The sequence below is a fragment of the Ideonella alba genome, assembly GCF_018069875.1.
Classification (GTDB): Bacteria; Pseudomonadota; Gammaproteobacteria; order Burkholderiales; family Burkholderiaceae_C; genus Ideonella; species Ideonella alba.
Genome location: NZ_JAGQDF010000001.1, coordinates 161,791 through 185,537, shown reverse-complemented (window position 1 = coordinate 185,537; position 23,747 = coordinate 161,791). Strand labels below are relative to the sequence as shown.

Here is a 23,747-nt window from a genome sequence, read left to right as displayed (position 1 = left end):
CTCGTCAGGCGCGGCGGCCCAGGGCACGGCGCAGCGCGACCCGGATCTCGGACAGCGTCTCGGCGCTGCTGGCCTCGCGCGACTGGCCGTCCAGCCAGGCCCGCCAGACGGTCCAGCCCGCCAGCAGCAGGAAGCTGCCCACCAGGGCCAGCACCGCGATCAGGCCGCGCTTCGGGCCGGACTTCCATTCGGGGACCACCGCCGCATCCAGCACCTGCAGCTCGCTGCCCTGGCGGGCCTCGTCCACACGGGCCATCTCGTACTGGCGGGCCATCAGCTCGAACAGGGTTTCGTAGTACTTGAAGTCGCGAAAGCGCGCCACATAGGCCGCACCGTCGCCCTTGCCGTTGTCCGGATCACGGGCCTCGGTGCGCGTCATCAGTCCGCGCAGCGAGGACAGCTCGCGCAGCGCCTGCTGCACCTCGGGCGCGCTGTCGGTCAGCGTGCCGCGCAGCACCGCCAGCCGGGTCTCGGACACCGCCACCTGGGCCTTGATCTGCGCCAGCTCGGCCACGGCCGCCTCCGGGCTGGTCTTGAGCACGCTGGCCGAGACGCCACCAGCCTTCAGCGCCTGTTCGGCGCGGGTCAGGTTGTCCTTGGCCTCCTGCAGCTGGCGCTCGAAGAAGCGGCGGCGCTGCGAGGCTTCGGTCAGCGCCATCGTGCGCGAGAGCTTCTGCAGCTCGTCGATGTAGGCATTGGCGATGTCGGCGGCACGCTTCGGGTCGCGGTCGTCGACCTCGATGTCGATCAGGCCGTCCTTGCCCGAGGAGATGCGGGTGCGCTTCTCCAGTTCGTCGCGGGCCAGGAAGTGCAGATCGGCCTCATAGACCTTCATCAGGTCGAAGCGCTCGATCAGCGCGTCGGCGATGGTGCGGCTCTTCATGAAGCCGATCCACTGGTCGGCAGGGTTCTTCAGGCCGCCCAGACCGCCGCCGCCACCACCGCCCAGCATGCCCGCCAGACCGCCCAGCGAGCCCAGCAGGGCCGAGGCCGCGCTGCCCTGCTGCTGCGGCGGCAGGATCTGCGCATGCGCGGTGAAGGTCAGCGGCATCAGGTAGGTGGCGCCGAAGGCGATCACCGCCACGGTCAGCGGCGCCAGCACCAGCAGGCGCAGACGGCGTGACAGCACCAGGGCCAGGTCCAGTGCGCTCCACTCGCGATCGGCGGCGCTCAGGGCTTCGGGGGAGATCTGGGGTTCGGTCATGCAGGCTCGCAGGTTCGACGGCGCCGCGGTGGACGCCGCCTGGGCGCGGGCCGCCTGTCGGGCGGCCAAAACCCTGCGATTCTAGGTCACCGGACCCGGGGAAAACTCGGGCACCAGGGCCTGCAGGCGGGCGCGCACGGCCGCGTCCTCGCAGGGGCCGGACCCGATCTCGGCCAGCCAGTCGAAGACCGCCGTGTCGTCGCCTGGCGGCGGCAGCCGGGCCAGGCGCAGGCGGGCAAAGCGGGTGGGCAGCGTGGTGTCGGCGTCGGCCAGCAGCTCCTCGTACAGCTTCTCACCGGGCCGCAGGCCGGTGAAGACGATGCCCACCTCGGTCTCGGTCTTGCCCGCCAGACGGATCAGAGTGCGGGCCAGCTCGACGATGCGCACCGGCTCGCCCATGTCCAGCACCAGCACCTGCGCGGTCTCGCCGATCGCCGCGGCCTGCAGCACCAGCCGGGCGGCTTCGGGGATGGTCATGAAGTAGCGGATGATGTCCGGATGCGTCACGGTGAGCGGGCCGCCGCGGGCGATCTGTTCCTTGAACTTCGGGATCACGCTGCCGCTGCTGCCCAGCACATTGCCGAAGCGCACCGCCATGAAGCGCGTGCCCGGGTGCGCCGCCGCCATGGCCGAGACCACCAGCTCGGCCGCCCGCTTGGTGGCCCCCATCACATTCGTCGGATTGACGGCCTTGTCGGTGCTGATCAGCACGAAGCGCTCGGCACCCGCCTCGGCCGCCGCCAGCGCGGCATGCCAGGTGCCCAGGGTGTTGTTGCGCAGCGCCGCCCAGGCGTTGTCGACCTCCATCAGCGGCACATGCTTGTAGGCCGCGGCATGGAAGACCAGCTCCGGCCGCCAGCGCAGCATCAGGGCGCGCAGCGCCGGCAGGTCCTTGACGTCGGCGATCAGCGGCACCAGCGGCAGGCCGGGAAAGTGGCGCGCCAGCTCCTGCTCGATCGCATACAGGTTGTATTCGGACAGCTCCACCAGCACCAGCCGGGCCGGCGCGAAACGCGCCAGCTGGCGGCAGAGCTCGCTGCCGATGCTGCCACCGCCGCCGGTGACCAGCACGGTGCGGCCATGCACGGTCTCGGCGATGCCGGCCTCGTCCAGCTGCACCGGCTCACGGCCCAGCAGGTCCTCGGGTTCGATGTCGCGCACCCGCTCGGCCTGGCCGCTGCGCAGCTCGTCGGCCGACGGCACCGTCAGCACGGGCAGACCGGTGCCACCGGCCAGTGCCACCGCGCGGCGGCGCTGCGCCGCGGTGGCGCCGGGCAGCGCGATCACCAGGTGGGTGACGCCGCGCAGCAGGGCCTTGTCGGTCACCGCGGTCAGCGGCCCCAGCACCGGGATGCCGGCGATGCGTGCGCCCTGCTTGTCAGGGTCGTCGTCGAGCAGGCCCAGCACGATCCAGCCCTGCTGGTGGATGCCGGCCAGCAGGCGCCGCGCGGCGTCGCCGGCACCCAGCACCAGCGCGCGGCGCACCTCGCGCTCGCTGCCGGTGATCTGCGCGCGGGCGTGTTCATAGAGCGTGCGGTAGCCCATGCGCACCAGCGCCAGCGCCATCAGCGCGACAAAGGGGTGCAGCGCCAGCACCGCGCGCGGCACCTGCACCAGCTGCAGCATCAGCACGCCCACGGCGCTGACGAGGCCGGCGGCCATGCAGGCCAGCGCGATGCGGCGCACCTCGCCGAAGCCGGAGAAGCGCCACATGCCCTGCGGCACGCGCAGCGCCCGGAAGGCCACCATGTACACCGCAACGATGCCCAGCAGCACCCAGCCGTCGTAGCCCGGGCGGGCGCTGAGCCAGCGCTCGAAGCCCAGGCGGAACAGGTAGGTGACGTTCCAGGCCAGGGCCACCAGCGCGCCGTCGATCAGCATCGACAAGGGTTCGCGGTGCGGCCGCAGCCGCGCCAGGAAGCGGTCCAGCCGGTGCCAGAAGCCGGGGGTGCTGCTCATCGGCGCACCAGCGCGCACAGCGTGCGCCACAGCAGGGACAGGTCGCCGCGCAGCGTGGCGCGGCGGGCGTAGTCGGCCTGCAGCGCCAGCTTGCGCGGCAGCACCTCGTCGATGTAGGCGCGCTCGGGGTCGGGCGCGGCGGCCAGCAGCGCGGCCTCGTCCAGGTGGGCCAGCGTGGCGGGGTCGGTCAGGCCCGGGCGCACGGCCAGCACCTCGGCCTTCAGCGCGGCGGGATAGTGGGCCACGTAGCGCGGCACCTCGGGGCGCGGGCCGACCAGGCTCATCTCGCCGCGCAGCACGTCGATCAGCTGCGGCAGCTCGTCCAGGCGGCGGTCGCGCAGCCAGTGGCCGACGCGGGTGATGCGCGGGTCGCGGCCCACGGTGACCTGCGGGCCCAGGCGCTCGGCGTCGGTGCGCATGGTGCGGAACTTGTGGATGCGAAAGACCCGTCCGCCCTGCCCCACCCGTTCCTGGCGAAAGAACACCGGGCCGGCCGAATCCAGCTTCACCGCCAGCGCGATCAGCAGCAGCAGCGGCGCCAGCAGCGTCAGCGCCAGGGCCGAGACGAGCAGGTCCATCACGCGCTTGGCCATGGATGGCTCAGGCCAGCGCCGTGCGCAGCGCCGCGGCCACGCGGTCGACGTCGGCATCGCTCATGCGGGTGTGCAGCGGCAGGCTCAGCATGCGCTCATAGGCGCGCTGGCTGTGCGGGAACTGCTCGGGCCGCAGGCCGTAGCGGTCGCGCCAGTAGGGCTGCAGGTGCAGCGGGATGTAGTGCACGCTGCAGCCGATGCCGGCGGCGAACAGCGCCTCGATGACCTGGTCGCGGCCCAGGCGCACCGAATCTGCCAGGCGCAGCACATACAGGTGCCAGGCGTGGCGCTCGCCGGCCGGCGCATGGGCTGGCCGCAGCACGGGCAGGTCGGCCAGCGCGGCGTCGTAGCGTGCCACCAGCTCGGCACGGCGCGCGGCAAAGGCGTCGGCCTTGCGCAGCTGGTGCAGGCCCAGCGCGGCAGCGATGTCGGTCAGGTTGTACTTGAAGCCCGGCGCCACGATCTCGTAGTACCAGCTGGGCACGGTGGCGGTGAAGCGGTCGAAGGCGTCGCGGCTGATGCCATGCAGGCGCATCACCCGCGCGCGTGCCGCCAGCGCCGGATCGCGGGTGACCAGCATGCCGCCCTCGCCGGTTGTGATGGTCTTGTTGGCATAGAAGCTGAACACCGTGGCGTGGCTGTCCAGCGTGCCGACCAGCCGGCCGCCGCTGGTGCTGGGCAGCGCATGGGCCGCGTCTTCCACCACCTTCAGGCCGTGGCGGCGGGCGATCTCCAGCAGCGCCGGCATGTCGGCCGCCAGGCCGGCGTAGTGCACCGGGACGAAGGCCTTGGTGCGCGGCGTGATGGCGGCTTCCACCCGCGCCGGGTCGATGTTCAGCGTCACCGGGTCCACGTCCACCAGGCGCACGTCGGCGCCCAGGTAGCGCACCACCTCGGCGGTGGCGGTGAAGGTGTGGGTAGGCACGATGACCTCGTCGCCGGGGCCGATGCCCAGGGCTTCCAGCGCCAGGTGCAGGCCGGCAGTGGCCGAGTTGACGGCGATCGCCTGCAGCCCCGGCTCGCCCAGGTAGCGCGCGAAATCGTCCTCGAAGCGGCGCGCCTTGGGGCCGGTGGTGACCCAGCCGCTGCGCAGCGTATCGACCACCTCGGCGATCTCCTCCTCGCCGATGTCGGGCAGGGCGAAGGCCAGGAACGGGGGCTTGGTGTCGGTCATGCGGGTTTGGCGATCCAGGCCAGCAGGTGCGTGCGCAGCGGCGGCAGGGCGTTGAGGACAGTGTAGAGCGACGGATGCCAGCGGGCTGCCGCGCGGGCGATCGGTGGCGCCAGCGTCACCCGGCGGGCGTCGATGCGGCCCTGCGGGAACAGTGCGCGCACGCGCGCCAGTGGCACGCCGCGCACATCGGGGTTGCGCGGGTTGTTGACGGTGAAGTCGTACCACAGCACCGCGCCGCCCGGGCGCAGCTGCGCCCACATCGCCTGGGCCAGCTGCTGCTGCACCGTGTCGTCCAGCAGCGAGGAGAACACGGTGGATTGCATCACCACGTCCACGCTGGCGGGCGCCGGGCCGAGGTGGCGGGCGTCGCCCCGCCACAGCGTCAGCGCGCTCGGCAGCCGCTCGCGGGCCGTGGCGAAACGCTCGGCCAGCAGCTCGGTGCCGCTGAGCAGCGCAGGCTGGAAGCCCAGCTGCAGCGCCTCGAGCAGGTTGCCGCCGTGGCCGCAGCCCACCTCATGCAGCCGGCAAGCCGACGGATCGGCCCAGCCGTGGCGGCGCAGCAGCGCCACCAGCGCGCGCTGGCGCTCCTGCTGCGGCCACAGCGCGGCCGGGTTGGTCAGCGCATAGCGCGGGTCCTGCGGCGCGCGGCGGGCGTAGCGTTCGCGCAGCGCGCGGGCCTCGGCGTCGTCGGGGGGGGTGCTCATCGGGTCAGTCTCGCGAAGCGGTCCCGCGGCCCCCGACCGCGCAGCACGGCCCACCAGCCCTGCAGCGAGCCCAGGCCGTAGCCCAGGTGGTAGGCGGCGATCACCGCGGGCACGCGCGCCACGGCGGCGCGGTCCAGGTCGGACGACGCGGCCACTGCGCCCGTCATCGCGGCCACGGCCGCGGCGTAGAGCGACAGCAGGCCCAGCAGCAGACCGGAACCCGCCAGCGGCCAGGCCAGCAAGGCCAGCCCCAGTGCGGCCACGAACAGACCCGGCACCAGCTGGCGCAGCGCCGCCGCCTGCCCGTGCTTGCGCATCACGAAGGGCTTCCAGTAGCCGTACTGCTGGTACTGCCGGAACACCTGAGCCAGCCGCGCCCGCGGCCGGTAGGTGCTGCGGATGCGGCTGGACTGCCACACCCGCGCGCCGGCGCGTGTCAGGCGCAGGTTGTGCTCGTCGTCCTGGTTGCGCACCAACGATTCGTCAAAGCCGCCATGCTGGGCCAGCACGCGGCGTGGCCAGCAGCCCAGGTAGACGGTGTCGACCCAGCCCTCGAAGCCCAGATCGCGCGAGCGCGCGCCGCCAGCCACCCAGCGCGACTGGAAGGCCGCGGCCACCGCCTGCTGCATCGGCCCGGCGCCGGGTTCGGGCACCGCATGCCAGGGGCCGCCGACGTTGTCGGCACCGGTCTCGGCCAGCACCGCCAGGCACTGGGCGATGTAATCGGGCGCGTACTCGGTGTGCACGTCCATGCGCACGATCACCTCGCCGCGCGACTGCTGCAGCGCCGCGTTCAGGCCGCAGGAGACGATGCGCCCCGGGTTGTCCACCCAGCGCAGCCGGGCGTCGGCGGCGGCCAGCGACTGCAGGCGCTCGCGGGTGCCATCGTCGCTCTGACCGTCGGCCACCAGCAGCTCCAGCTGCCAGCCGGCGGGCAGCTGCTGGGCCAGCGCGCTGGTGCAGAAGGTGTCGATGTAGCGGGCCTCGTTGCGGCAGGGCACGATCACCGACACCCAGCCCGGCTCGGCGGGCGGCCAATGCAGCGCGGTCATGCCAGCACCTCCGGCACCGGCGTACGGCGCGCCACCGCCTGCAGCAGCGTGGTCCAGGCCTGGGTGTGGCGCTGCGGGCTGAAGAGGCGCTGGCTGCGCTCGATCGCCGCGGCGCCCAGGCGCTGGCGGCGCGCCGGGTCGTCCAGCAGCTCGCCCAGTGCCCGGGCCAGGCCGTCGATGTCGCCGTCGGGCACCAGCACGCCGGTCTCGGGCGCGATCACGTCGGCCGGGCCGGTCGGGCAATCGAAGGCCACGGCCGGCAGGCCCATCGCCTGGGCTTCCAGCAGCACCAGCGGCATGCCCTCGTAGCGCGAGGGCAGCACGAAGACGGCGCCGTCGCGGTAGGCCTCGGCCATCGCCGGCGTGGGCGGCAGGAAACGCACGCTGTCGGCCACGCCCAGCTGCTGCGCCAGCGCCTGATGGGCGGCCAGCAGCGGCCCGTCACCGATCAGGCGCAGCTCGGCCGCGGGCCGGCCGGGCCGCACCCGGGCCCAGGCCTGCAGCAGGCGGTCGAAGCCCTTCTGCGCCACATGGCGTCCCACCGCCAGCACCACCGGCGCCTCGACCGCACCGGCCTGCGCGGCCTGCAGCGCCGACGCATTGGCGATCACGCGGGTCACCGGGTGCAGGCGGGCAAAGCGCGGCGCGTCGGCCTGGGTCAGGCTGACCAGCGCGGCCACCCGGGGGTACTGGCGCGCGCGCAGCCATTGCCAGAAGCGCGAGCGGGCGAAGAAGTGGTTGTGGTCGCAGCAGACCACGCGGGCGGCCTCGTCGCGGCGCAACCGGGGCAGCACCGAGGCCGCGGTGGTCAGGCCGTTGAGCAGCACCACATCGGCCTGCGAGCCGCGGATCTGCGCGGCCAGCACGCGGCCCAGGCGAAGCTGGTGACGGGCCATGGTCCACAGCCGGCCCAGGCGGGAGCGGGCGGCGGCCGCGGCCCGTTCCGGCGGCCCGCAGAGCACGCGCACCCCGGGGTCGAGCGGATAGCGCACGGCCTCGCGCGGCGTGTCCAGGCTGCCCAGCGCCACAGCCCAGCCCTGGCCGGCCAGGTGATTGGCCAGTTCGCAGGCGAAGCGCTCGACGCCGCCGGCAATGTCCAGCCGCTCGCACAGCAGCAGCGCGCTGGGTGGCGTGCTCACTTGCGGATCAGCGCGTGCACATCCACGCGCGTGTAGTCAGGGGCGGGCAGTGCCCAGCCGCTGGCGCCGATCGCGCGCAGGCGGTCGCGCAGCGCACGCAGCGGGTCGATCAGGCCCTGTCGGCCCAGCGCGCCGTGCAGGCGCTGGCGCAGGCCCGGAGCGCTGGCTGGCGCAGCGGCGGCGGGGGTCTTGAGCCACTCGTCGTCGGCGTAGTCGCTCTGCTGTGGCGGCGGCAGCTCGCCCGGTTCGTGCAGCTTGCGCGCCAGCACCATCATGTAGACCTCGTGCGCATTGCACAGGTTGACGCGCCGTCGCAGTTCGCGCGGATTGGCCACCTGCCACCAGTGGCGGCGGTCGCCCTTCACGGCAAACCACAGGCCGCGCAGCTCGAAGCCGCGCTCGGGCCGGTAGAGGTTGAAGAACAGCTCGGGCGAGAACTGGTAGAAGCCATGGCCCGACAGGTTGTTGGCCGGCAGCGCATGCAGCACATGCCCGCCCACGCGGCAGGCCGCCGTGACATTGCGCCAGGCCACCGGAAAGTCGAAGACATGCTCCAGGCAGCCGAAGTCCAGCACCGCGTCGAACTGGCCGGGCAGCGGGCTGTCGGCGGGCCAGGGGCGGTTCATGTCGTGCAGGTGGCTGGCCTGCTCGTAGGCCGAGGCATCGACCGACTCGGCCGACCGGGCGCCCAGCCACTGGGTCAGCAGCGGCTCGAAGTAGCGCGGCGCGCCCGCCGGCCGGGGCGGCTCGACCAGCGGCGGCAGGCCGCGCAGGCGGCGGTGGTCCTCCAGCTCGTAGGCCTCGATGAACAAGGCCTGGCGGCCGATGGCCAGCGTGCGCGTGTAGGACACGCCCAGGTCCTGCGCGTGGGCCAGCAGGTTCAGGTTGTGGATGTCGATGCCCACGGTCGCTCGTTCTTTCTTGTCGCTCAGCGGCGCGTCAGCGCCATGCCGGCCACCGCCACCGCGATCACCAGCAGTTCCACCCCCACGGCCAGCAGCGCCAGGCCCGGCGGCGTCGCCGCTGTGGCCCAGGTGGCCGCGCCCAGCGTGCCGGCCACGCCGCCCACCACCACGCAGGTGCGGTAGGCGCCATCGAAGCGGCCGCTGCCCAGCATCCAGTAGCCGATGAACTTCCAGCCCAGCAACAGCGGCAGCAGCCAGCCCAGGCGCGCCAGCACTTCGCGCAGCGCCGGCAGGTCGACCTGGCCGGCGCGCTGCGCCACCAGCGGCTCCAGCATCTGCCAGGCCAGGGTCAGCCCGCCCAGCAGCGCCAGGCCGGCCAGGCCGCCGCCCACCGCCCAGCGGCCGGCGTAGACCAGCGAGGCGCGCAGCCCCTGGGCCTGGCGCGCCACGATGCGCGGGTACACGAGTGCGAACACTGGCTCGGCGGCGTTCAGCACCGCCCGCAGCAGCCGGTCTCCCAGGAAGTAGGTGCCCAGCGCCTGTGGCCCCATCTGCACCGAGGCCGCGGCCGGCAGCGCGGCGCTGTAGGCGGCGCCCGCCACCGACACCGGCAGCATCGTCCAGCCCAGGCGCAGGCCCGGCGCCAGCGCGTCGCGCTGCAACAGACCGCTGCCCTCGGCCGCAGGGGCGAGGTCGCGCTGCAGCCAGCGCCAGCCCAGCAGCGCCAGCGCGCTGCTGGCCGCCAGCTGCAGCGCCAGGAAGGTGGCGGCGTCATGCGCCAGCCACACCGTGGTCGCGATCAGCGCGGCATAGACCACCAGCTCGGTGCGCGCCCAGCCGGCCAGCTGCTGGCTGGCCTGCAGGTACCAGGTGGCCGGCCAGCCCAGTGCGCAGGCCAGCGCGGCGATCACCAGGGCCTCGATGACGCCGGTGCCGGGCGCACCGAGCGCCCCCACCACCAGCCCGGCCAGCAGCACCGTGGGCAGGCACAGCAGGCTGCGCGCGCTGGCCACCTGCTGGGCCAGGCGCCAGCGCTGCGGCGCGTCGGCATTCACCGCCAGACGCGTGGCCGCCGCCAGGAAGCCGCCCTCCACCAGCATCGCCAGCAGCGCGCTCCAGACCAGCACGAAGCTGACCCGTCCAAAGGCCTCGGGGCCCAGCCGCTGGGCCATCAGCGGCAGCACCAGCAGCGGCTGCAGCAGGCGCACCGCCGCCGCCGCGTAGACGGCAGGCAGCGCATGCAGCAGCCGCGGCGAGGCCATCGTCAGCCGTGCTTGACCACCAGCCGCGCGGTGTAGTCCACGCGGTGCAGGAAGACCGGCTCGGGCTGGGCGGCGAAGTACTCGTCCACCGCCCGCCGCGCGCCCTGCCAGTGGCCGTAGTCGTCGATGATCAGCAGGCCGTGGCGGGCCAGCAGCGGGTAGAGGTGCTGCAGCTCATGCCGGGTGCTCTCGTACCAGTCGGTGTCCAGGCGCAGCAAGGCCACCGCGCCGGGCAGCGTGGCGGGGATGGTGTCTTCCACCTTGCCGCGCACGAAATGGATGCGCTCGGCCGGGTAGCCGGTGCTGGCCAGGTTGGCCTGCACGTCCTCCAGGCTGGCCACGGCCCACAGCGGGTGGTCGCGCCCGGTGCGGGCCAGCTGGTCGGCGGCGGCCTCACCGCTGAGCGCGCGGTCGTGCTCGGTGGGCGCGCTCATGCCCTCGAAGGTGTCGTAGAGGTACAGGTGGCGCGAGGTATCACCGCGCGCCATCAGCGCCAGCGCGATCGCCATCATGCTGCCGCCGCGCCAGACACCGCACTCGACGATGTCGCCCGGGATGCGGTGGCGCACCACATGGTCGACCGCGCCCAGCAGGCTGGCGCGGCGCTCCAGCCCGGTCATCGTGAACGGGGCCACGCGGCGGACGATGGCGCGGTCGGCTTCGCTCAGGTCGGCCAGGGCCTGGTCTTCACGCTCGGCGGGGCGGGAGAGTTCCCAGCCGGCCCCGGCCAGCGCGGCTTTGACGATGCTTTTCATGGAACCCGGCATTGTCGCACCGGGGGAACGGGCTCAGCGCCAGGCTGCGTAGGCCTCGGGGTGGGCCGCCAGCAGCCGGTCCCAGCCCAGCGCCTGCTGGGCCTGGGCGAAGGCCGCCGCCAGGGGTTCGGCGCGCGCGGCCAGGCGGTCCAGCAGCGCCAGCACCGCCTCGGCGCTGCGCTCGCCCAGCAGCAGGTCCTGCAGACCATGGCCGCGCATGAACTGCCCCAGGTCGCCGCTGTCGCTGCAGGCGAAGCAGCGGCCATGGTGCAGCAGCGCATACATCGCCCCCGACTGCGTGGCGCGCTGGTAGGGCAGCAGGAACAGCACCGGGCGCTGCATCAGGGCCCGCAGCGCGGCCTCGTCCAGGTAGGCATCGACCACGGTCACGCCCAGCCCCCGCAGCTCGTCGCGCAGCGGGTGCAGTTCGGCAGCCCAGGCGCCGTGCACTTCCAGCGGCAGGCCGCGCGCGTGCCAGCCAGGGTGGCGCGCCAGGTCGGCGAACAGCTCAATGCCCTTGTAGCGCTGGACGCGGCCCCAGAACACCAGGGCCTCGGGTCGCGGCAGCGGCTCGCAGGGCTGGGCGGGCGCCTCGGGGGTGAGTGGCAGCAGGCCGTGCGGCAGCAGCGTGCTGCGCGAGCGGAAGGATTCCCCGTAGCGGGCCAGGAAGTCGTCCAGCGAGGCCTGGCTGGCGAAGATCAGCCGCGCCGCACGCGTCGCCAGCCAGCGCGTGGGCCGGTGCTGTCGGCCCGCAAAGCCATGCGGCACCGCGTTGTGCACGGTCAGCGCCAGCGGCACCCCCAGACACGGCAGCAGCACGCCGAACACCAGGCCCTCCAGCCACCACGGCCCGGCGCCCACCCACTGCAGGTTCACCAAGTCCTGACGCCGTGCATGGCGCAGCACGCTGGCCAGCTGCGCCAGGTAGGCCAGCGCCCCGCGCCAGCGCGGCGCCACCGAGGACGAGATGGCCCGCTCGTGCAGCACCACGCCCGGCAGCGCGCGCAAGGCCTGGCCGAACTCGGCGTTGTAGCGGGTGCTCGACAGCCACACGCTCACCACATCGCCGCGCGCGGCCAGCGCCCGCACCAGCTGGTACAGGTAGGGCAACACATAGGCGCCCGGGTCGACCAGGGCGATGCGCCGCGGTGCCGCCGTGCTCAATGCGCGAACCAGAAGCGGCGCTTGAGGCGGTAGCGCGGCGTGCAGCGACGCTCGCCCAGGTCACGCGCCGGGTTGCCGCCGACCATCCGGCCGGGCGGCACGTCCTGCGTGACGACCGAGCCGGCCATCACCACGCAGCCCTCGCCCAGGTGCACGCCGGGCATGATCATCGCGGCGGCGAACACCACCGCGTGGTCGTCGATCTGCACCGGCGCCGACTTGGTGACGAAATCCGGATCATGCGGGTCGTGGCCCATGGTGTAGATGCGCGCATCGTGGGCGATCGAGACCTGCCGGCCGATGCGGATGCCGCCGCGGTTGTCCAGCAGCACGCCGCGGTTGACCAGCGAGCCCTCGCCCACCTCCAGCCGCCCCACGTGGAAGAAGCGCACCCCGCCCTGCAGCGTGGCGCTGCGGTGCACCCGGTAGCCGCAGGCCCGGTACAGCAGCGGCCGCAGCGCAAAGGGCAGCAGGCCGTGGAGGACATTGATCAGCTGCAGCACCAGGAAATAGCCCTGGTCCAGCGCAGCGCGCAGGGCGGCGTTCATGCTGCGCGCATTCTAGAAGGCGCCCGAGCCCGTCATGTCCGGTTCAGCCGGCCACCTACAATCGGGGGTTTGCCCGCAGCTTCCGGGCCTCACCCCTTCTTGTCTTCCGCCATGAGCCACGACACGCCTGTTCCCCTGACGCCCGACGACGACAACCAGCTGATCGCCGAGCGCCGCGAGAAACTGGCCGGCCTGCGCGCCGCGGCCCAGGCCAGCGGCCAGGCGGTGTTCCCCAACGACTTCAAGCCCGGCCATCGCGCCGCCGCGCTGCACCAGGCGCATGGCGAGAAGGACAACGAGGCGCTCGAAGGCGCCCCCGTGCAGGTCAGCGTGGCCGGCCGCATGATGCTCAAGCGCGTGATGGGCAAGGCCTGCTTCGCCACGCTGCAGGACGCCACCGGCCGCATCCAGCTCTACATCACCCAGGACATGGTCGGCCCCGAGGCGCTGGCCGCGTTCAAGCACTGGGACCTGGGCGACATCCTGGGCTGCGAGGGCACGCTGTTCAAGACCAAGACCGGTGAACTCTCGGTCAAGGCCAGCCGCATCCGCCTGCTGACCAAGAGCCTGCGCCCGCTGCCGGACAAGTTCCACGGCATGACCGACCAGGAGCAGAAGTACCGCCAGCGCTACGTCGACCTGATGACCGACGAGGAGGCGCGCACCCGTTTCATCGCCCGCAGCAAGGGCGTGGCCTCGATCCGCAACTTCATGGTCGAGCACGGCTTCCTCGAGGTTGAGACGCCGATGCTGCACCCGATCCCGGGCGGCGCCAATGCGCGACCCTTCACCACCCACCACAACGCGCTGGACCAGGAGATGTTCCTGCGCATCGCGCCCGAGCTCTACCTCAAGCGCCTGGTGGTGGGCGGCTTCGAGCGGGTGTTCGAGATCAACCGCAACTTCCGCAACGAAGGCATCAGCGTCCGGCACAACCCGGAATTCACGATGATGGAGTTCTATGCGGCCTACTGGAACCACCACGACCTGATGGACTTCACCGAGGCCCTGCTGCGCCATGCCGCGCGCGCGGCCACCGGCACCGCCCGCCTGGTCTACGGTGACAAGGAAGTGCGCCTGGACGAGCCCTTCGCCCGCCTGTCGGTGCGCGACTCGCTGGTGGCCCACGCCGGCCTGACCGCCGCCCAGGCCGACGATGCCGCCGCCATCCACGCCCGGCTGAAGGAACTGGGCGAGGAGCCGCCCAAGCACTGGGGCCTGGCGCAGCTGCAGTTCGGTCTGTTCGAAGCGGTGGTGGAGGAGCAGCTGTGGCAGCCCACCTTCATCATCGACTACCCGGTGGAGGTCTCGCCGCTGGCCCGCGCCAGCGACAGCAACCCGACCATCACCGAGCGCTTCGAGCTGTTCATCACTGGCCGCGAGTTCGGCAACGGCTTCTCCGAGCTGAACGATGCCGAGGACCAGGCCCAGCGCTTCCACGCCCAGGTGGCCAACAAGGAAGCCGGCGACGACGAGGCGATGTTCTATGACGCCGACTTCATCCGCGCGCTGGAGTACGGCATGCCCCCCACCGGCGGCTGCGGCATCGGCATCGACCGCCTGATGATGCTGCTGACCAACTCGCCCAGCATCCGCGACGTCATCCTGTTCCCGGCGCTGCGCCGGGAAGGCTAGGAGCCCACAGGGCTCCTAGCCTGAGGCTATCGCGTTGAGCTCCCCCGAGCCCCCCTCCGAGAAGGGGGCTCCAGTTCGGCGTTTGGCTCCCTCCAGCCTCCCTCCGAGAGGGAGGCTCCAGTCAGTGTGACGAGGGGGTTTGCGGCTGGTCCGCCCGGGCTTGCTCTGCGATCGGTTAGCCTTGGGCCATGACCAAGCGAGCTGTCCGCGACCTGCGTGATCTCGGCGCCCTGCGCGACGAGCTGCGCCGCGCCGAGGCGGCTGCCGAGGCCGAGCGCCAGCGCCAGGCCGCCGAGCAGGCGCGCCGGTGGCGTGAGCAGCAGGCCTTCGCGCTGGCCGTGGGCCCGGTGCAGCCGGTCAAGGGACCGCAGCGGGTGCTGCACGCCCACCAGCCGCCGCCGCCCGAGCCGCGCCAGCGCGAGCTGGACGAACAGGCTGCGCTGGCCGAGGCGCTGTCCGACGAGGTCGATGTCGAGTCGCTGCTGCTGACCGACGACGGCCTGGGCTTTCGCCGCCCCGCCATCGCACCCGATGTGCTGGCCAAGCTGCGCAAGGGCCACTGGGCGATCCAGCGCCAGCTGGACCTGCACGGCCTGCGCCGCGACGAGGCGCGCGAGAGCCTGGCCGACTTCATCCGCCAGGCCCACCAGCAAAGCCACCGCTGCGTGCGCGTGATCCACGGCAAGGGCCATGGCTCGCCCGGCAAGCAGCCGGTGCTCAAGGCCAAGGTGCAGCGCTGGCTGGCGCAGCGCCAGGAAGTCATCGCCTTCGCGCAGGCCAGCGGGCCGCAGGGCGGCGCCGGCGCACTGATCGTGCTGCTGGCCAGCCGGCAGCGCTGAGCCGCCCGCCGCTCAGCCCGGGATCTCGGGCTCGACCAGGCGGGCCAGCTGCTCCAGCGATTCCTGCCATCCCAGATAGCACATCTCGGTGGGGATCACGGCCGGAATGCCCTCTTGCACCACGCTCAGCTCGGTGCCGCAGACCACGGCCCGCAGCTGCACGGTGACCGTCATCTCGCCAGGCAGGTTCGCGTCGTCGAAGCGGTCGGTGTAGCGCAGGCGCTCGTTCGGCACCAGCTCCAGGTACTCGCCGCCAAAGGAGTGGGCGTGCCCGCTGCCGAAGTTGCGGAAGGACAGGCGGTGCGTACCGCCCACGCGGGCGTCCAGGTGGTGGACGATGCACGTGAAGCCATAGGGCGGCAGCCAGCGCGCCAGCGCGTCGGGCTCGAGGAAAGCCCGGTAGACACGCTCGGGCGGCGCCTTGAGGATGCGGTGCAGTCGGACGGTGCCGGTGGCCATGGTCGGGTGCCTTTCAAAGACGAGGGGTGGAGCCAGGACGACGAATGAACCCGGCCCGGTTCGACACCGCCCACGATACAAGGACACCCGCGATGCCCCGCTACCTGATCTCCTTCGACGACGGCGCGATGGACCACATCCCCGACGCCGACTGGCCCGCCGTCGGCGAGGCCGCGCACGCCGTGCTGAGTGAGGCCAAGGCCGCCGGCGTCTGGATCTTTGGCGGCGGCCTGCAGCGTCAGCAGGCCGCCGTCGTGGCGCCGGACGGCACCGTCACCCCCGGTCCGGTGCCCGAGCGCAAGGCGGTGGTCGGCGGCTTCTCGGTGATCGAGGTGGCCACGCGCGACGAGGCGCTGGCCTGGGCGGCGAAGATCGCCCGTGCCTGCCGCTGTGCCCAGGACGTGCGGGAGATCATGTTCGATCCGGCGTCCTGAACCGGGCGCTGGTTGGGAGGCCTCAGGCCGCCGGGGTCTGGGCCACGCAACGCAGCGCCGCCAGCGCACGGGCTCCGAAGCCACCGCTCAGGACACCCAGCACCCCGCTCATGCCCGCGATGAAGGCCAGGTCGTGCAGCATCGGCGAGCGCACCGCCATGGCCGCGCCCAGCACGAACTTGGCCATGAAGATCCCCATCAGGAGCGCCAGCGGCACCCAGCTGCCAGGCATGCGGACCAGCTCACCCACGGCTGTCAGGCCGCGCGCCGTGAAGTGCCGGGCGCCCAGGGTCATCGACAAGGCATAGCCCAGCAGCCACAGCCCCAGCGCCAGCGGCGCCAGCCCGAAGGTGCCGACCAGGCCGTAGAGCGAGAAGGCAAACATGCCCAGCGCCACCAGCAGCAGCTTGCCGGGGCGGACCGTGCGCGGCTGCGACAGGCGGTAGCCCAGCCAGGCCAGCGCGACGAACAGGACGGGAACCCAGGTGGGGATGGTGGCGGTCATGGCAGTCTCCGGTGAATCAATCGATGGGGAGACTGTCGCGGCCGGGACGCCGCGCCGCATGGGGCGTGCGATGAAATGACGGCGCGCGGCGCGAAACGCCGCCGTCGCGGCGCCAGCTGGATCCGGTCAGCCCGGCGTGTTGCGCATCCAGTCGGCCGTGTCGAACAGGCTCTTCTCGAGCCGCTCGGCCAGGCTGCGCTCCACGTTCAGTTCCTGCATCGCCTGGAACATGCAGGCCAGCCACTGGTCGCGCTCGACGCTGCCGATCCTGAAGGGCAGGTGGCGCGCGCGCAGCCGCGGGTGGCCGAAACGCTGGATGTAATGGTCCGGGCCGCCCAGCCAGCCGCACAGGAACCAGAACAGCTTGTCGCGGGCGTCGGCCAGTGTGCTGCCGTGCACGGCGCGCAGCCGGGCGTAGGCCGGCTCCAGGTCCATCAGGTCGTAGAAGCGGTCGACCAGGGCGCGCACGCCGCTCTCGCCGCCGAGGCGGTCAAAGGGCGTGGGGCCGGGCGGGGGGGCGTCGTCGGGGTGGTCTGCAGAGCTCACGTGGCCAGGCGGGTGGCCACGGCCACCACGGCCTGGGCGGCGGGGCTCCCGGGGAAGCATTCGAGCAGCAATTGTCGCCGCTTCACGGCCTCGCGCACGTTGGGGTCCACCGGCAGCTCGCCCACAAAGGCCAGCTTCACCGGCTCGGACAGGCCGGGCGTGACGTAGCGATCGACCACCTGCTGCAGCTGGCCGCGGATGGTGCGGCCCTCGCCGCTGCGGCCGACCTGGTTGACCAGCAGCTGCAGGTCACGCCGGCCCTGGGTGGTGGCCAGGACCTTGATGGTGGCATAGGCGTCGGTCAGCGAGGTGGGCTCGGGCGTGGCCACCACCAGCACCTCGTCGGCCAGTGAGACGGTGTAGAGCACCACATCGGAGATGCCGGCGCCGGTGTCGAGCAGGATGCGGTCGAAGCGCGGGCGCACGCGCTGGATCACCTCGGTCAGCTGGTCACGCACCTCGGGCGTCAGGCGCGAGTACTCGACCATGCCCGAGCCGGCCAGCAGCACCGAGAAGCCGCCGGGGGCCGGCAGGATCGCGTCCTCCAGCGAGTTCTTGCCGGTGAAGACGTCGTGCAGCGTGACCTTGGGGAAGAGGTTCAGCACCACGTCCAGGTTGGCCAGGCCCAGGTCGGCGTCCAGCACCAGCACCCGCTCGCCCTGGCGGGCCAGCGCGGCGGCCAGGTTGGCCGAGACGAAGGTCTTGCCCACGCCACCCTTGCCGCTGGTGATGGCGGTGATCTGGGCGCGGCGATCGGTGGGGGCGGAGGCGGTCGTCATGATTGATCCCAGCTCGGGCCGCCAAAGAGCATGCCCTTCTCCTCGGCGCTCACCAGCGACACGGGAGTCGGTTCCAGACAGGTGCGGTTGCGGCCCTCGGCCTTCGCGCGGTAGAGCTGCAGGTCGGCCCGCTCGATCCACAGCGTGGACGAGGAGCGCACCCACTGCGGGGCATAGGCACCACCGACGCTGACCGTCACACCCAGGTGCTGCTGCGGGCCCAGCGCGATGGTCTGGCTCTCGAGCCGGGCGCGCAGGCGCTCGGCCACGGTCTGGCCGAAGGCCGGCGGGCAGTTGGGCAGCACGATGGCGAACTCCTCGCCGCCGATGCGGGCCGGCAGGTCCATCGGCCGGACGCAGTCGCGCAGGATGTCGGCCACCGCCTGGATGACGACGTCGCCAGCCTGGTGGCCGTAGGTGTCGTTGACCCGCTTGAAATGGTCGATGTCCAGCAGCAGCAGCAGGGCCGGCTCGCCGGAGCGGGCGACGCGGTCGATCTCGCGGCCCAGCGCCGCCTCGAAGGCGCGGCGGTTGGCCAGACCGGTCAGCGCGTCACGGCTGGAGAGGTCGCACAGCGCGTCGATCACCCCCTGCAGCCAGGCCACGCTGCCCGGCGCACCCGGCAACGCGGCGTGGCCCGACTGCTGCAGCAGTTGCAGCGCCGAGTCCAGCCGCAGCGCGGTGGTGTCCGACAGACGGGTGGCAAGGGGTGGCGTCACGGCACGAAAAGGCGGTTGTCCGGCCTGCCTGGGCAGGGTCCCGGTGGTGCGGATCAGTCTAGCAGCGGGCCCCACCCGGCCAGGGCCCGGAAAAGGCCCCCAAAGCGGGTGCAACTCCACCCGCCACAGCCGGCCGCCAGCCGCAAGACTGTGGGGCATGACGCAGGTCTGCGCCCCGGGCGCGGCCTGTCACCACCGATCACGACCACCGCGTGCGCCACGATGAACCAGCTAGCCGAGATCCAACGCCCGGGCGACGAGAGCGAGCAGGAGTTCGCCTTCGGCACCGCCGATTTCGAGCGCACCCGCCAGCTGATCTACCAGCGCGCCGGCATCAGCCTGCATGACGGCAAGCGCGCCATGGTCTACAGCCGGCTGTCGCGCCGGCTGCGCGAGACCGGCCACCGCAGCTTTGCCGAATACCTGCGCTGGCTGGAGAACGGTGCCGGCGAATCGGAGTGGCAGGAGTTCATCAACTGCCTGACCACCAACCTGACCTCCTTCTTCCGCGAGGAGCACCATTTCCACGCGCTGACCGAAGCGCTGCGCGCCCATCCCACCGGCAAGCCGGTGCGCCTGTGGTGCAACGCCGCCTCCACCGGCGAGGAGCCCTACTCGCTGGCCATGGTGCTGTCCGAGGTGCTGGGCAACGGTGCCGGCTGGAAGCTGATGTGCAGCGACATCGACACCAAGGTGCTGGCCACCGCGCAGCGCGGGGTGTACCCAGCCGACGCGCGCGGCCTGTCGCCCGAGCGGCTGCGCCGCCACTTCATGCGCGGCACCGGGCCGAACGCCGGCTTCATCCGCGTCAAGCCCGAGCTGGCGCGGCTGGTGGAGTTCCGCCAGTTCAACCTGATGTCCACCAGCTGGTCGCTGGGCGAACCCTTCGACATGGTGTTCTGCCGCAACGTGATGATCTATTTCGACCATGCCACCCAGCGAAAGGTCCTGGAGCGCATCCACGGCGTGATGCGACCGGGCGGCCTGCTGTTCGTCGGCCATTCGGAGAACTTCACCGATTCGCGCGACCTGTTCCAGCTGCGCGGCAAGACCATCTACCAGCGCAGCTGACCCCGAACCCACCCGCTCCACAGGACACCCCATGGCCCTGACCCCCTCGACCTCCTCGCCCCGGCCTGCGATGCCGCCTCCGCGCCTGAGCGGCCTGATGACGGGCCAGAGCCCGGCCGGTTCGCGCCTGGAGCGGCTCAAGGCCGTGTCGCGCAAGCCCGGCGAGGCCTCCTTCTTCTTCTACGACGCGCACTTCAAGAACGAGGCGGTCAAGGTGCTGCCCGGCGAGTACTACGTCGACAACGAGGACCTGCTGGTGATGACCACGCTGGGCTCGTGCATCGCCGCCTGCCTGTGGGACCGCGAAAAGCGCATTGGCGGCATGAACCACTTCATGCTGCCCGAAGGCAGCGGCGACAGCGGCCGCTACGGCAGCTACGCGATGGAACTGCTGATCAACGAGATGATGAAGCGCGGCGCCTCGCGCCTGACGATGGAGGCCAAGATCTTCGGCGGCGGCGCGGTGATCAGCGGCATGAACTCGATCAACGTGGGCGAGCGCAACACCGAGTTCGTCACCCACTTCCTGGCCACCGAGCGCATTCCCATCGTCTCCAAGGACGTGATGGACGTCTACCCGCGCAAGGTCTGCTTCCTGCCGGCCAGCGGCAAGGCCATGGTCAAGCGCCTGGCGCCCACCAATGCCGAGGCCCTGGTGGCGCAGGAACGCGCCGCGGCCCAGAAGGTGGTGCCGGCCAGCACCGGCGGCGGCTCGATCGATCTGTTCTGAGGACCACGAACCCAAGGAAAACAACATGGCCAAGACACGTGTCGTGGTGGTCGACGACTCGGCGCTGGTGCGCAACCTGCTGGCCGAGATCATCAACCGGCAACCGGACATGCAGTGCGTGGGCACTGCCGCCGATCCCTTTGCGGCGCGCGAGATGATCCGCAACATCAACCCCGACGTCATCACGCTGGACGTGGAAATGCCGCGCATGGACGGCATCGATTTCCTGGCCCGCCTGATGCGCCTGCGGCCGATGCCGGTGGTGATGGTCTCCACGCTGACCGAGCGCGGCGCCGAGGTCACGCTCAAGGCGCTGGAGCTGGGCGCGGTGGACTTCGTCGCCAAGCCCAAGGTCGGCATCTCCGATGGCCTGAAACAGCTGGCCGAGGAGATCACCGACAAGATCCGCATCGCCAGCCGCGCCCACATCCGTCGCCTGCCGCCGTCCACCGTGGCCCAGGCCGGCGCGGCGCCGGCCGCCGCCGCGCCCAGCGCGCCCCTGCCCAGCCTGGGCCGGGTGTCGACCGAGAAGCTGATCTTCATCGGCGCCTCCACCGGCGGCACCGAGGCCACCAAGGAAGTGCTGGTCAACCTGCCCCCCGACTCGCCCGCGGTGGTGATCACCCAGCACATGCCGCCCGGTTTCACGCGCAGCTACGCGGCGCGGCTGGACGGGCTGTGCAAGATCCGGGTGAAGGAAGCGGTGGACGGCGAACGCATCCTGCCCGGCCACGCCTACATCGCGCCGGGCGGCCTGCACCTGAGCGTGGAGCGCTCCGGCGCCAACTACATCGCCCGCGTGCGCGACGGCGAGCCGGTGAACCGCCACAAGCCCTCGGTCGAGGTGCTGTTCGAATCCGCCGCGCGCGTGGTCGGCCCCAATGCCTTCGGCATCATGCTGACCGGCATGGGCGGCGACGGCGCCAAGGCCATGAAGGCGATGCGCGATGCCGGCGCCTACAACTACTGCCAGGACGAGGCCAGCTGCGTGGTCTTCGGCATGCCGCGCGAAGCCATCAACCACGGCGCCGCCAACGAGGTGCTGCCGCTCACCCAGATCGCGCCCAAGCTGATCGAGCGCCTGCGCGCCACCCACGGCGCGATGCTGCACCGGGTCTGAGCGCGGCGCCGCCCGGTCACAGTGCCTTGCGTGCCGCGACGCCGGTGGCCGGGAAGTCGGTGAACACACCGTCCACACCCAGCTGCATGTAGTAGGTCATCTCCTGCTGCGGATCGCTGAAGCCGTAGCCGCTGGCGTCGTTGCGGAAGGTCCAGGTGTGGACCCGCAGGCCACGCTGGTGCGCCCGCTCGATGACGCCCGTCGATCCCACGAGGCGCCGGTCGTTGATCGTCAGTTGGCCATCGCCATCGCGGTCCGTGCCGTCGTCGACCGTCTTCACCAGGTAGGGCTTCCAGGGGCCCACCGCGTCGGCATAGCCCTTCACGAAATCCAGGCCCTGGTCGCTCAGCAGATCGGCGAAGGTGCGGGGATCGCCCTTGACGACGAAGTCGTAGGGCTGGCGGTAGGGGGCGACCAGCGACATCGAGCCGTCGGCCTTGACGTCATCGGCATCGATCAGCTGCACCAGCCGCATCGCCGTGCGCGTGCGCAGGTACTGCAGGTTCGACACCTCGAAGGACTGGATGTACACCGGGGCATCGGCACGGTTGCCCCAGGCGGCGTGCAGGGCCGCGACCAGCTTGTCCTCGAAGACGTTCACGCCGAACAGCCCGGCATGAAACGTGGAGTGCTTGATCTCAGGGTAGATGCCGACCGTGCGGCCCGCGCCCAGGGCCAGGGCAATGACCTCGGCGAGCGTCGGGATCTCATACAGGCCGTCGTAGGCGGTGGAGCGGCCTGCGCGTGACTGCCGGGCGCGCAGCGTCTTGATCTCGGCCAGCGTGAAGTCACCGGCGAAATAGGCTGTGGTTTCGACGCCATCGACCAGGCGGGTGCGCATGCGGCTGGCCGGGAACTTGTCGGCCACGTCTGTCGTGCTGTCGAGCATGGGTTCGTGGCGGGCGACCATTTCGCCGTCGGCGGTGAGCACCAGGTCCGGCTCGATGAAGTCGGCGCCGTCGTCAATCGCGCGCTGGTAGCTGGCCAGCGTGTGCTCCGGGCGCAGGCCCGAAGCCCCCCGGTGCCCGATGACCAGGGTCGGGCCACCATCCAGCGTGGTGACGGTGTCGCCACCGCTGCAGGCCTGCAGAACCAGCGCGGCAGCGGCCAGCGCGAGCGCGCGCCAGAGGGGGGTGTGCATGAAGGTCCTCCTGTGTTCGTCATCTGACGTCCGCCGTGCTGGCGGGACGAGCAGCACATGCTCGCCACACGGGGTGACCAGACCGTGACGCGCCCGTGGCGCGCCGATGTCAGAGGAAGCGTTCCTGCAGGTCGCTGAGGAAGTCGAAGCCACGGGCGGTGGGGCGCCACCAGCGGCCCTGCGCCGTCATCAAGGGCTCGATCAGCCCTTCGGCCGCGGCGGCCTCCAGGCGCGGCAACACGGCCGACGGGGGCAGGCCAGTGCGTTCCATGAACAGTGCTTCCTCGAAGCCCTCGCGCAGCCGCAGCGCATTGAGCATGAACTCGAAGGGCAGCGCCTTGCGGCCCACCTCCTCCTCGTTCGAGGTGGCGCGTCCCGCCAGCGCCTCGCGCAGATAGGCCGCCGGCTCGCGCCACTTGACGGTGCGCAGCACGCGGTGCGGAAAGCTCAGCTTGCCGTGCGCCCCGGCGCCCAGGCCCAGGTAGTCGCCGAACTGCCAGTAGTTCAGGTTGTGGGCGCAGCGGTGGCCGGGCCGGGCGTAGGCCGAGACCTCGTAGCGCTGCAGGCCGGCGGCCGCGGTGCGCTCGGCCAGGCGGTCCAGCATCAGCGCCGCGGTGTCCTCGTCGGGCAGCACCGGCGGCTGCCGCGCGAACAGCGTGTTGGGCTCCAGCGTCAGGTGGTAGAGCGACAGGTGTGGCGGCGCAAAGGCCAGGGCCTGGTCCAGGTCGCGGTCCAGTGCCGCCAGGTCCTGGCCCGGCAGCGCGTACATCAGGTCGAGGTTGAAGGTGTCGAAGACCTCGGCGGCCAGCGTGGCCGCAGCGATGGCCTGGCCCCGGTCATGCACCCGGCCCAGCGCCTTGAGCGCAGCGTCGTCAAAGCTCTGCACGCCGATCGACAGCCGGGTCACCCCGGCCGCGCGGAAGGCCCGGAAGCGCCCCTGCTCGAAGGTGCCGGGGTTGGCCTCCAGCGTGACCTCGCAGCCGGGCTGCAGTGGCAGCAGGCTGCGCAGGTCGGCCAGCAGGCGCTCGATGCCCTCGGGCGAGAACAGGCTGGGCGTGCCGCCGCCGATGAACACGCTGTGCACGCTGCGGCCCCAGACCAGCGGCAGGCTCTGCTCCAGGTCGGCGCGCAGCGCGTCCAGGTAGCGCACCTCGGGCAGGCCGTCGGCCGGTGCGGCGTGCGAGTTGAAGTCGCAGTACGGGCACTTCTGCAGGCACCAGGGCAGGTGCACATAGACCGACAGCGGCGGCGGCGCGCCCAGCTGCAGTGTGCCGGGGCGCAGATAGCGCGATTGCAGCTCGTCCATGCGC

Annotated in this window: 25 protein-coding genes; 6 read left to right on the top strand and 19 right to left on the bottom strand. The window is 71.9% G+C overall.

Annotation, left to right across the window (positions count from 1 at the left end; translation table 11 throughout):
• Positions 1-4: 4 nt before the first annotated feature.
• The 12 genes from KAK07_RS00840 to KAK07_RS25655 form a co-directional block, all read right to left on the bottom strand.
• The gene (locus tag KAK07_RS00840) at positions 5-1,204 is read right to left on the bottom strand and encodes a Wzz/FepE/Etk N-terminal domain-containing protein (protein WP_210858451.1); all 1,200 of its coding nucleotides are present in this window, start codon (positions 1,202-1,204) and stop codon (positions 5-7) included.
• Between the two features lie 81 nt (positions 1,205-1,285).
• Positions 1,286-3,163, bottom strand: a complete 1,878-nt coding sequence (locus KAK07_RS00835) for a polysaccharide biosynthesis protein (protein ID WP_210851885.1) — start codon at positions 3,161-3,163, stop codon at positions 1,286-1,288.
• Complete coding sequence (locus tag KAK07_RS00830) at positions 3,160-3,756, bottom strand: sugar transferase (RefSeq protein WP_210851884.1); 597 nt, start codon at positions 3,754-3,756, stop codon at positions 3,160-3,162. The genes KAK07_RS00835 and KAK07_RS00830 overlap by 4 nt, the downstream gene beginning before the upstream one ends.
• 7 nt (positions 3,757-3,763) lie before the next feature.
• Entirely contained in the window at positions 3,764-4,930 is a 1,167-nt protein-coding gene (locus tag KAK07_RS00825) for a DegT/DnrJ/EryC1/StrS family aminotransferase (protein WP_210858450.1), read from the bottom strand.
• A complete protein-coding gene (locus KAK07_RS00820) occupies positions 4,927-5,634 on the bottom strand; it encodes a class I SAM-dependent methyltransferase (RefSeq protein WP_210858449.1) in 708 nt (235 codons plus the stop codon). Before KAK07_RS00820 ends, KAK07_RS00825 begins: the two co-directional genes overlap by 4 nt.
• Positions 5,631-6,686, bottom strand: a complete 1,056-nt coding sequence (locus tag KAK07_RS00815) for a glycosyltransferase family 2 protein (protein WP_210858448.1) — start codon at positions 6,684-6,686, stop codon at positions 5,631-5,633. Before KAK07_RS00815 ends, KAK07_RS00820 begins: the two co-directional genes overlap by 4 nt.
• Positions 6,683-7,825 carry a glycosyltransferase family 4 protein gene (locus KAK07_RS00810; RefSeq protein ID WP_210858447.1) on the bottom strand — a complete coding sequence of 381 codons (1,143 nt, stop codon included), beginning with the start codon at positions 7,823-7,825 and terminating at the stop codon, positions 6,683-6,685. Before KAK07_RS00810 ends, KAK07_RS00815 begins: the two co-directional genes overlap by 4 nt.
• Entirely contained in the window at positions 7,822-8,730 is a 909-nt protein-coding gene (locus KAK07_RS00805; protein ID WP_210858446.1) for a class I SAM-dependent methyltransferase, read from the bottom strand. The genes KAK07_RS00810 and KAK07_RS00805 overlap by 4 nt, the downstream gene beginning before the upstream one ends.
• Before the next feature lie 23 nt (positions 8,731-8,753).
• Positions 8,754-9,992 carry an oligosaccharide flippase family protein gene (locus KAK07_RS00800; protein ID WP_210858444.1) on the bottom strand — a complete coding sequence of 413 codons (1,239 nt, stop codon included), beginning with the start codon at positions 9,990-9,992 and terminating at the stop codon, positions 8,754-8,756.
• Positions 9,993-9,994: 2 nt separating this feature from the next.
• Positions 9,995-10,747, bottom strand: a complete 753-nt coding sequence (locus KAK07_RS00795; RefSeq protein ID WP_210851877.1) for a TylF/MycF/NovP-related O-methyltransferase — start codon at positions 10,745-10,747, stop codon at positions 9,995-9,997.
• A 33-nt stretch (positions 10,748-10,780) separates the two neighbouring features.
• Entirely contained in the window at positions 10,781-11,911 is a 1,131-nt protein-coding gene (locus KAK07_RS00790; protein WP_210858435.1) for a glycosyltransferase, read from the bottom strand.
• On the bottom strand, positions 11,908-12,459 hold the full coding sequence (locus KAK07_RS25655; protein WP_210851875.1) for an acyltransferase: 552 nt from the start codon (positions 12,457-12,459) through the stop codon (positions 11,908-11,910). The genes KAK07_RS00790 and KAK07_RS25655 overlap by 4 nt, the downstream gene beginning before the upstream one ends.
• 111 nt (positions 12,460-12,570) lie before the next feature.
• Between KAK07_RS25655 and lysS the strand changes: the two genes are divergently transcribed.
• On the top strand, positions 12,571-14,094 hold the full coding sequence (lysS, locus tag KAK07_RS00780; RefSeq protein ID WP_210858433.1) for a lysine--tRNA ligase: 1,524 nt from the start codon (positions 12,571-12,573) through the stop codon (positions 14,092-14,094).
• A 188-nt stretch (positions 14,095-14,282) separates the two neighbouring features.
• Positions 14,283-14,933: a Smr/MutS family protein gene (locus KAK07_RS00775; protein WP_210851873.1), complete on the top strand. Its 651-nt coding sequence runs from the start codon at positions 14,283-14,285 to the stop codon at positions 14,931-14,933.
• Between the two features lie 12 nt (positions 14,934-14,945).
• On the opposite strand, the gene KAK07_RS00770 is transcribed toward KAK07_RS00775, so the two are convergent.
• Complete coding sequence (locus KAK07_RS00770; RefSeq protein WP_210858431.1) at positions 14,946-15,392, bottom strand: SRPBCC family protein; 447 nt, start codon at positions 15,390-15,392, stop codon at positions 14,946-14,948.
• A 92-nt stretch (positions 15,393-15,484) separates the two neighbouring features.
• Here KAK07_RS00770 and KAK07_RS00765 point away from each other — a divergent pair, with 92 nt between their 5' ends.
• The gene (locus tag KAK07_RS00765; protein ID WP_210858429.1) at positions 15,485-15,826 is read left to right on the top strand and encodes a YciI family protein; all 342 of its coding nucleotides are present in this window, start codon (positions 15,485-15,487) and stop codon (positions 15,824-15,826) included.
• A 22-nt stretch (positions 15,827-15,848) separates the two neighbouring features.
• Here KAK07_RS00765 and KAK07_RS00760 read toward each other — a convergent pair whose 3' ends face one another.
• The 4 genes from KAK07_RS00760 to KAK07_RS00745 form a co-directional block, all read right to left on the bottom strand.
• Positions 15,849-16,331, bottom strand: coding sequence for a DUF6622 family protein (locus KAK07_RS00760; RefSeq protein ID WP_210858427.1), 483 nt, complete (start codon positions 16,329-16,331; stop codon positions 15,849-15,851).
• 126 nt (positions 16,332-16,457) lie between these two features.
• Positions 16,458-16,877, bottom strand: a complete 420-nt coding sequence (locus tag KAK07_RS00755; protein WP_310738463.1) for a group II truncated hemoglobin — start codon at positions 16,875-16,877, stop codon at positions 16,458-16,460.
• Entirely contained in the window at positions 16,874-17,656 is a 783-nt protein-coding gene (locus KAK07_RS00750) for a MinD/ParA family protein (RefSeq protein ID WP_210851868.1), read from the bottom strand. The genes KAK07_RS00755 and KAK07_RS00750 overlap by 4 nt, the downstream gene beginning before the upstream one ends.
• Positions 17,653-18,375: a GGDEF domain-containing protein gene (locus KAK07_RS00745; protein ID WP_310738461.1), complete on the bottom strand. Its 723-nt coding sequence runs from the start codon at positions 18,373-18,375 to the stop codon at positions 17,653-17,655. Before KAK07_RS00745 ends, KAK07_RS00750 begins: the two co-directional genes overlap by 4 nt.
• Positions 18,376-18,597: 222 nt before the next feature.
• Between KAK07_RS00745 and KAK07_RS00740 the strand changes: the two genes are divergently transcribed.
• The 3 genes from KAK07_RS00740 to KAK07_RS00730 are packed head-to-tail and all read left to right on the top strand — an operon-like array spanning position 18,598 to position 21,296.
• Positions 18,598-19,446 (top strand): CheR family methyltransferase, encoded by an 849-nt coding sequence (locus tag KAK07_RS00740; RefSeq protein WP_210858425.1) that lies wholly within the window; start codon positions 18,598-18,600, stop codon positions 19,444-19,446.
• A 31-nt stretch (positions 19,447-19,477) separates the two neighbouring features.
• Positions 19,478-20,176 carry a chemoreceptor glutamine deamidase CheD gene (gene cheD, locus KAK07_RS00735; RefSeq protein WP_210858423.1) on the top strand — a complete coding sequence of 233 codons (699 nt, stop codon included), beginning with the start codon at positions 19,478-19,480 and terminating at the stop codon, positions 20,174-20,176.
• A 25-nt stretch (positions 20,177-20,201) separates the two neighbouring features.
• Entirely contained in the window at positions 20,202-21,296 is a 1,095-nt protein-coding gene (locus tag KAK07_RS00730; RefSeq protein ID WP_210851864.1) for a protein-glutamate methylesterase/protein-glutamine glutaminase, read from the top strand.
• 16 nt (positions 21,297-21,312) lie between these two features.
• On the opposite strand, the gene KAK07_RS00725 is transcribed toward KAK07_RS00730, so the two are convergent.
• Together KAK07_RS00725 and hemW are read right to left on the bottom strand one after the other, a co-directional pair.
• Positions 21,313-22,437, bottom strand: a complete 1,125-nt coding sequence (locus KAK07_RS00725) for a glycerophosphodiester phosphodiesterase family protein (protein ID WP_210858421.1) — start codon at positions 22,435-22,437, stop codon at positions 21,313-21,315.
• Between the two features lie 109 nt (positions 22,438-22,546).
• Positions 22,547-23,743, bottom strand: a complete 1,197-nt coding sequence (hemW, locus tag KAK07_RS00720) for a radical SAM family heme chaperone HemW (protein ID WP_210858419.1) — start codon at positions 23,741-23,743, stop codon at positions 22,547-22,549.
• Positions 23,744-23,747 lie beyond the last annotated feature (4 nt).

What these genes read in the sequence shown, in the direction of transcription:
- KAK07_RS00840 (WP_210858451.1), bottom strand. Translation starts at nt 1,204, where the DNA reads ATGACCGAACCCCAGATCTCCCCCGAAGCCCTGAGCGCCGCCGATCGC.
- KAK07_RS00835 (WP_210851885.1), bottom strand. Translation starts at nt 3,163, where the DNA reads ATGAGCAGCACCCCCGGCTTCTGGCACCGGCTGGACCGCTTCCTGGCG.
- KAK07_RS00830 (WP_210851884.1), bottom strand. Translation starts at nt 3,756, where the DNA reads ATGGCCAAGCGCGTGATGGACCTGCTCGTCTCGGCCCTGGCGCTGACG.
- KAK07_RS00825 (WP_210858450.1), bottom strand. Translation starts at nt 4,930, where the DNA reads ATGACCGACACCAAGCCCCCGTTCCTGGCCTTCGCCCTGCCCGACATC.
- KAK07_RS00820 (WP_210858449.1), bottom strand. Translation starts at nt 5,634, where the DNA reads ATGAGCACCCCCCCCGACGACGCCGAGGCCCGCGCGCTGCGCGAACGC.
- KAK07_RS00815 (WP_210858448.1), bottom strand. Translation starts at nt 6,686, where the DNA reads ATGACCGCGCTGCATTGGCCGCCCGCCGAGCCGGGCTGGGTGTCGGTG.
- KAK07_RS00800 (WP_210858444.1), bottom strand. Translation starts at nt 9,992, where the DNA reads ATGGCCTCGCCGCGGCTGCTGCATGCGCTGCCTGCCGTCTACGCGGCG.
- KAK07_RS00795 (WP_210851877.1), bottom strand. Translation starts at nt 10,747, where the DNA reads ATGAAAAGCATCGTCAAAGCCGCGCTGGCCGGGGCCGGCTGGGAACTC.
- KAK07_RS25655 (WP_210851875.1), bottom strand. Translation starts at nt 12,459, where the DNA reads ATGAACGCCGCCCTGCGCGCTGCGCTGGACCAGGGCTATTTCCTGGTG.
- lysS (WP_210858433.1), top strand. Translation starts at nt 12,571, where the DNA reads ATGAGCCACGACACGCCTGTTCCCCTGACGCCCGACGACGACAACCAG.
- KAK07_RS00775 (WP_210851873.1), top strand. Translation starts at nt 14,283, where the DNA reads ATGACCAAGCGAGCTGTCCGCGACCTGCGTGATCTCGGCGCCCTGCGC.
- KAK07_RS00770 (WP_210858431.1), bottom strand. Translation starts at nt 15,392, where the DNA reads ATGGCCACCGGCACCGTCCGACTGCACCGCATCCTCAAGGCGCCGCCC.
- KAK07_RS00765 (WP_210858429.1), top strand. Translation starts at nt 15,485, where the DNA reads ATGCCCCGCTACCTGATCTCCTTCGACGACGGCGCGATGGACCACATC.
- KAK07_RS00760 (WP_210858427.1), bottom strand. Translation starts at nt 16,331, where the DNA reads ATGACCGCCACCATCCCCACCTGGGTTCCCGTCCTGTTCGTCGCGCTG.
- KAK07_RS00750 (WP_210851868.1), bottom strand. Translation starts at nt 17,656, where the DNA reads ATGACGACCGCCTCCGCCCCCACCGATCGCCGCGCCCAGATCACCGCC.
- KAK07_RS00740 (WP_210858425.1), top strand. Translation starts at nt 18,598, where the DNA reads ATGAACCAGCTAGCCGAGATCCAACGCCCGGGCGACGAGAGCGAGCAG.
- cheD (WP_210858423.1), top strand. Translation starts at nt 19,478, where the DNA reads ATGGCCCTGACCCCCTCGACCTCCTCGCCCCGGCCTGCGATGCCGCCT.
- KAK07_RS00730 (WP_210851864.1), top strand. Translation starts at nt 20,202, where the DNA reads ATGGCCAAGACACGTGTCGTGGTGGTCGACGACTCGGCGCTGGTGCGC.
- KAK07_RS00725 (WP_210858421.1), bottom strand. Translation starts at nt 22,437, where the DNA reads ATGCACACCCCCCTCTGGCGCGCGCTCGCGCTGGCCGCTGCCGCGCTG.
- hemW (WP_210858419.1), bottom strand. Translation starts at nt 23,743, where the DNA reads ATGGACGAGCTGCAATCGCGCTATCTGCGCCCCGGCACACTGCAGCTG.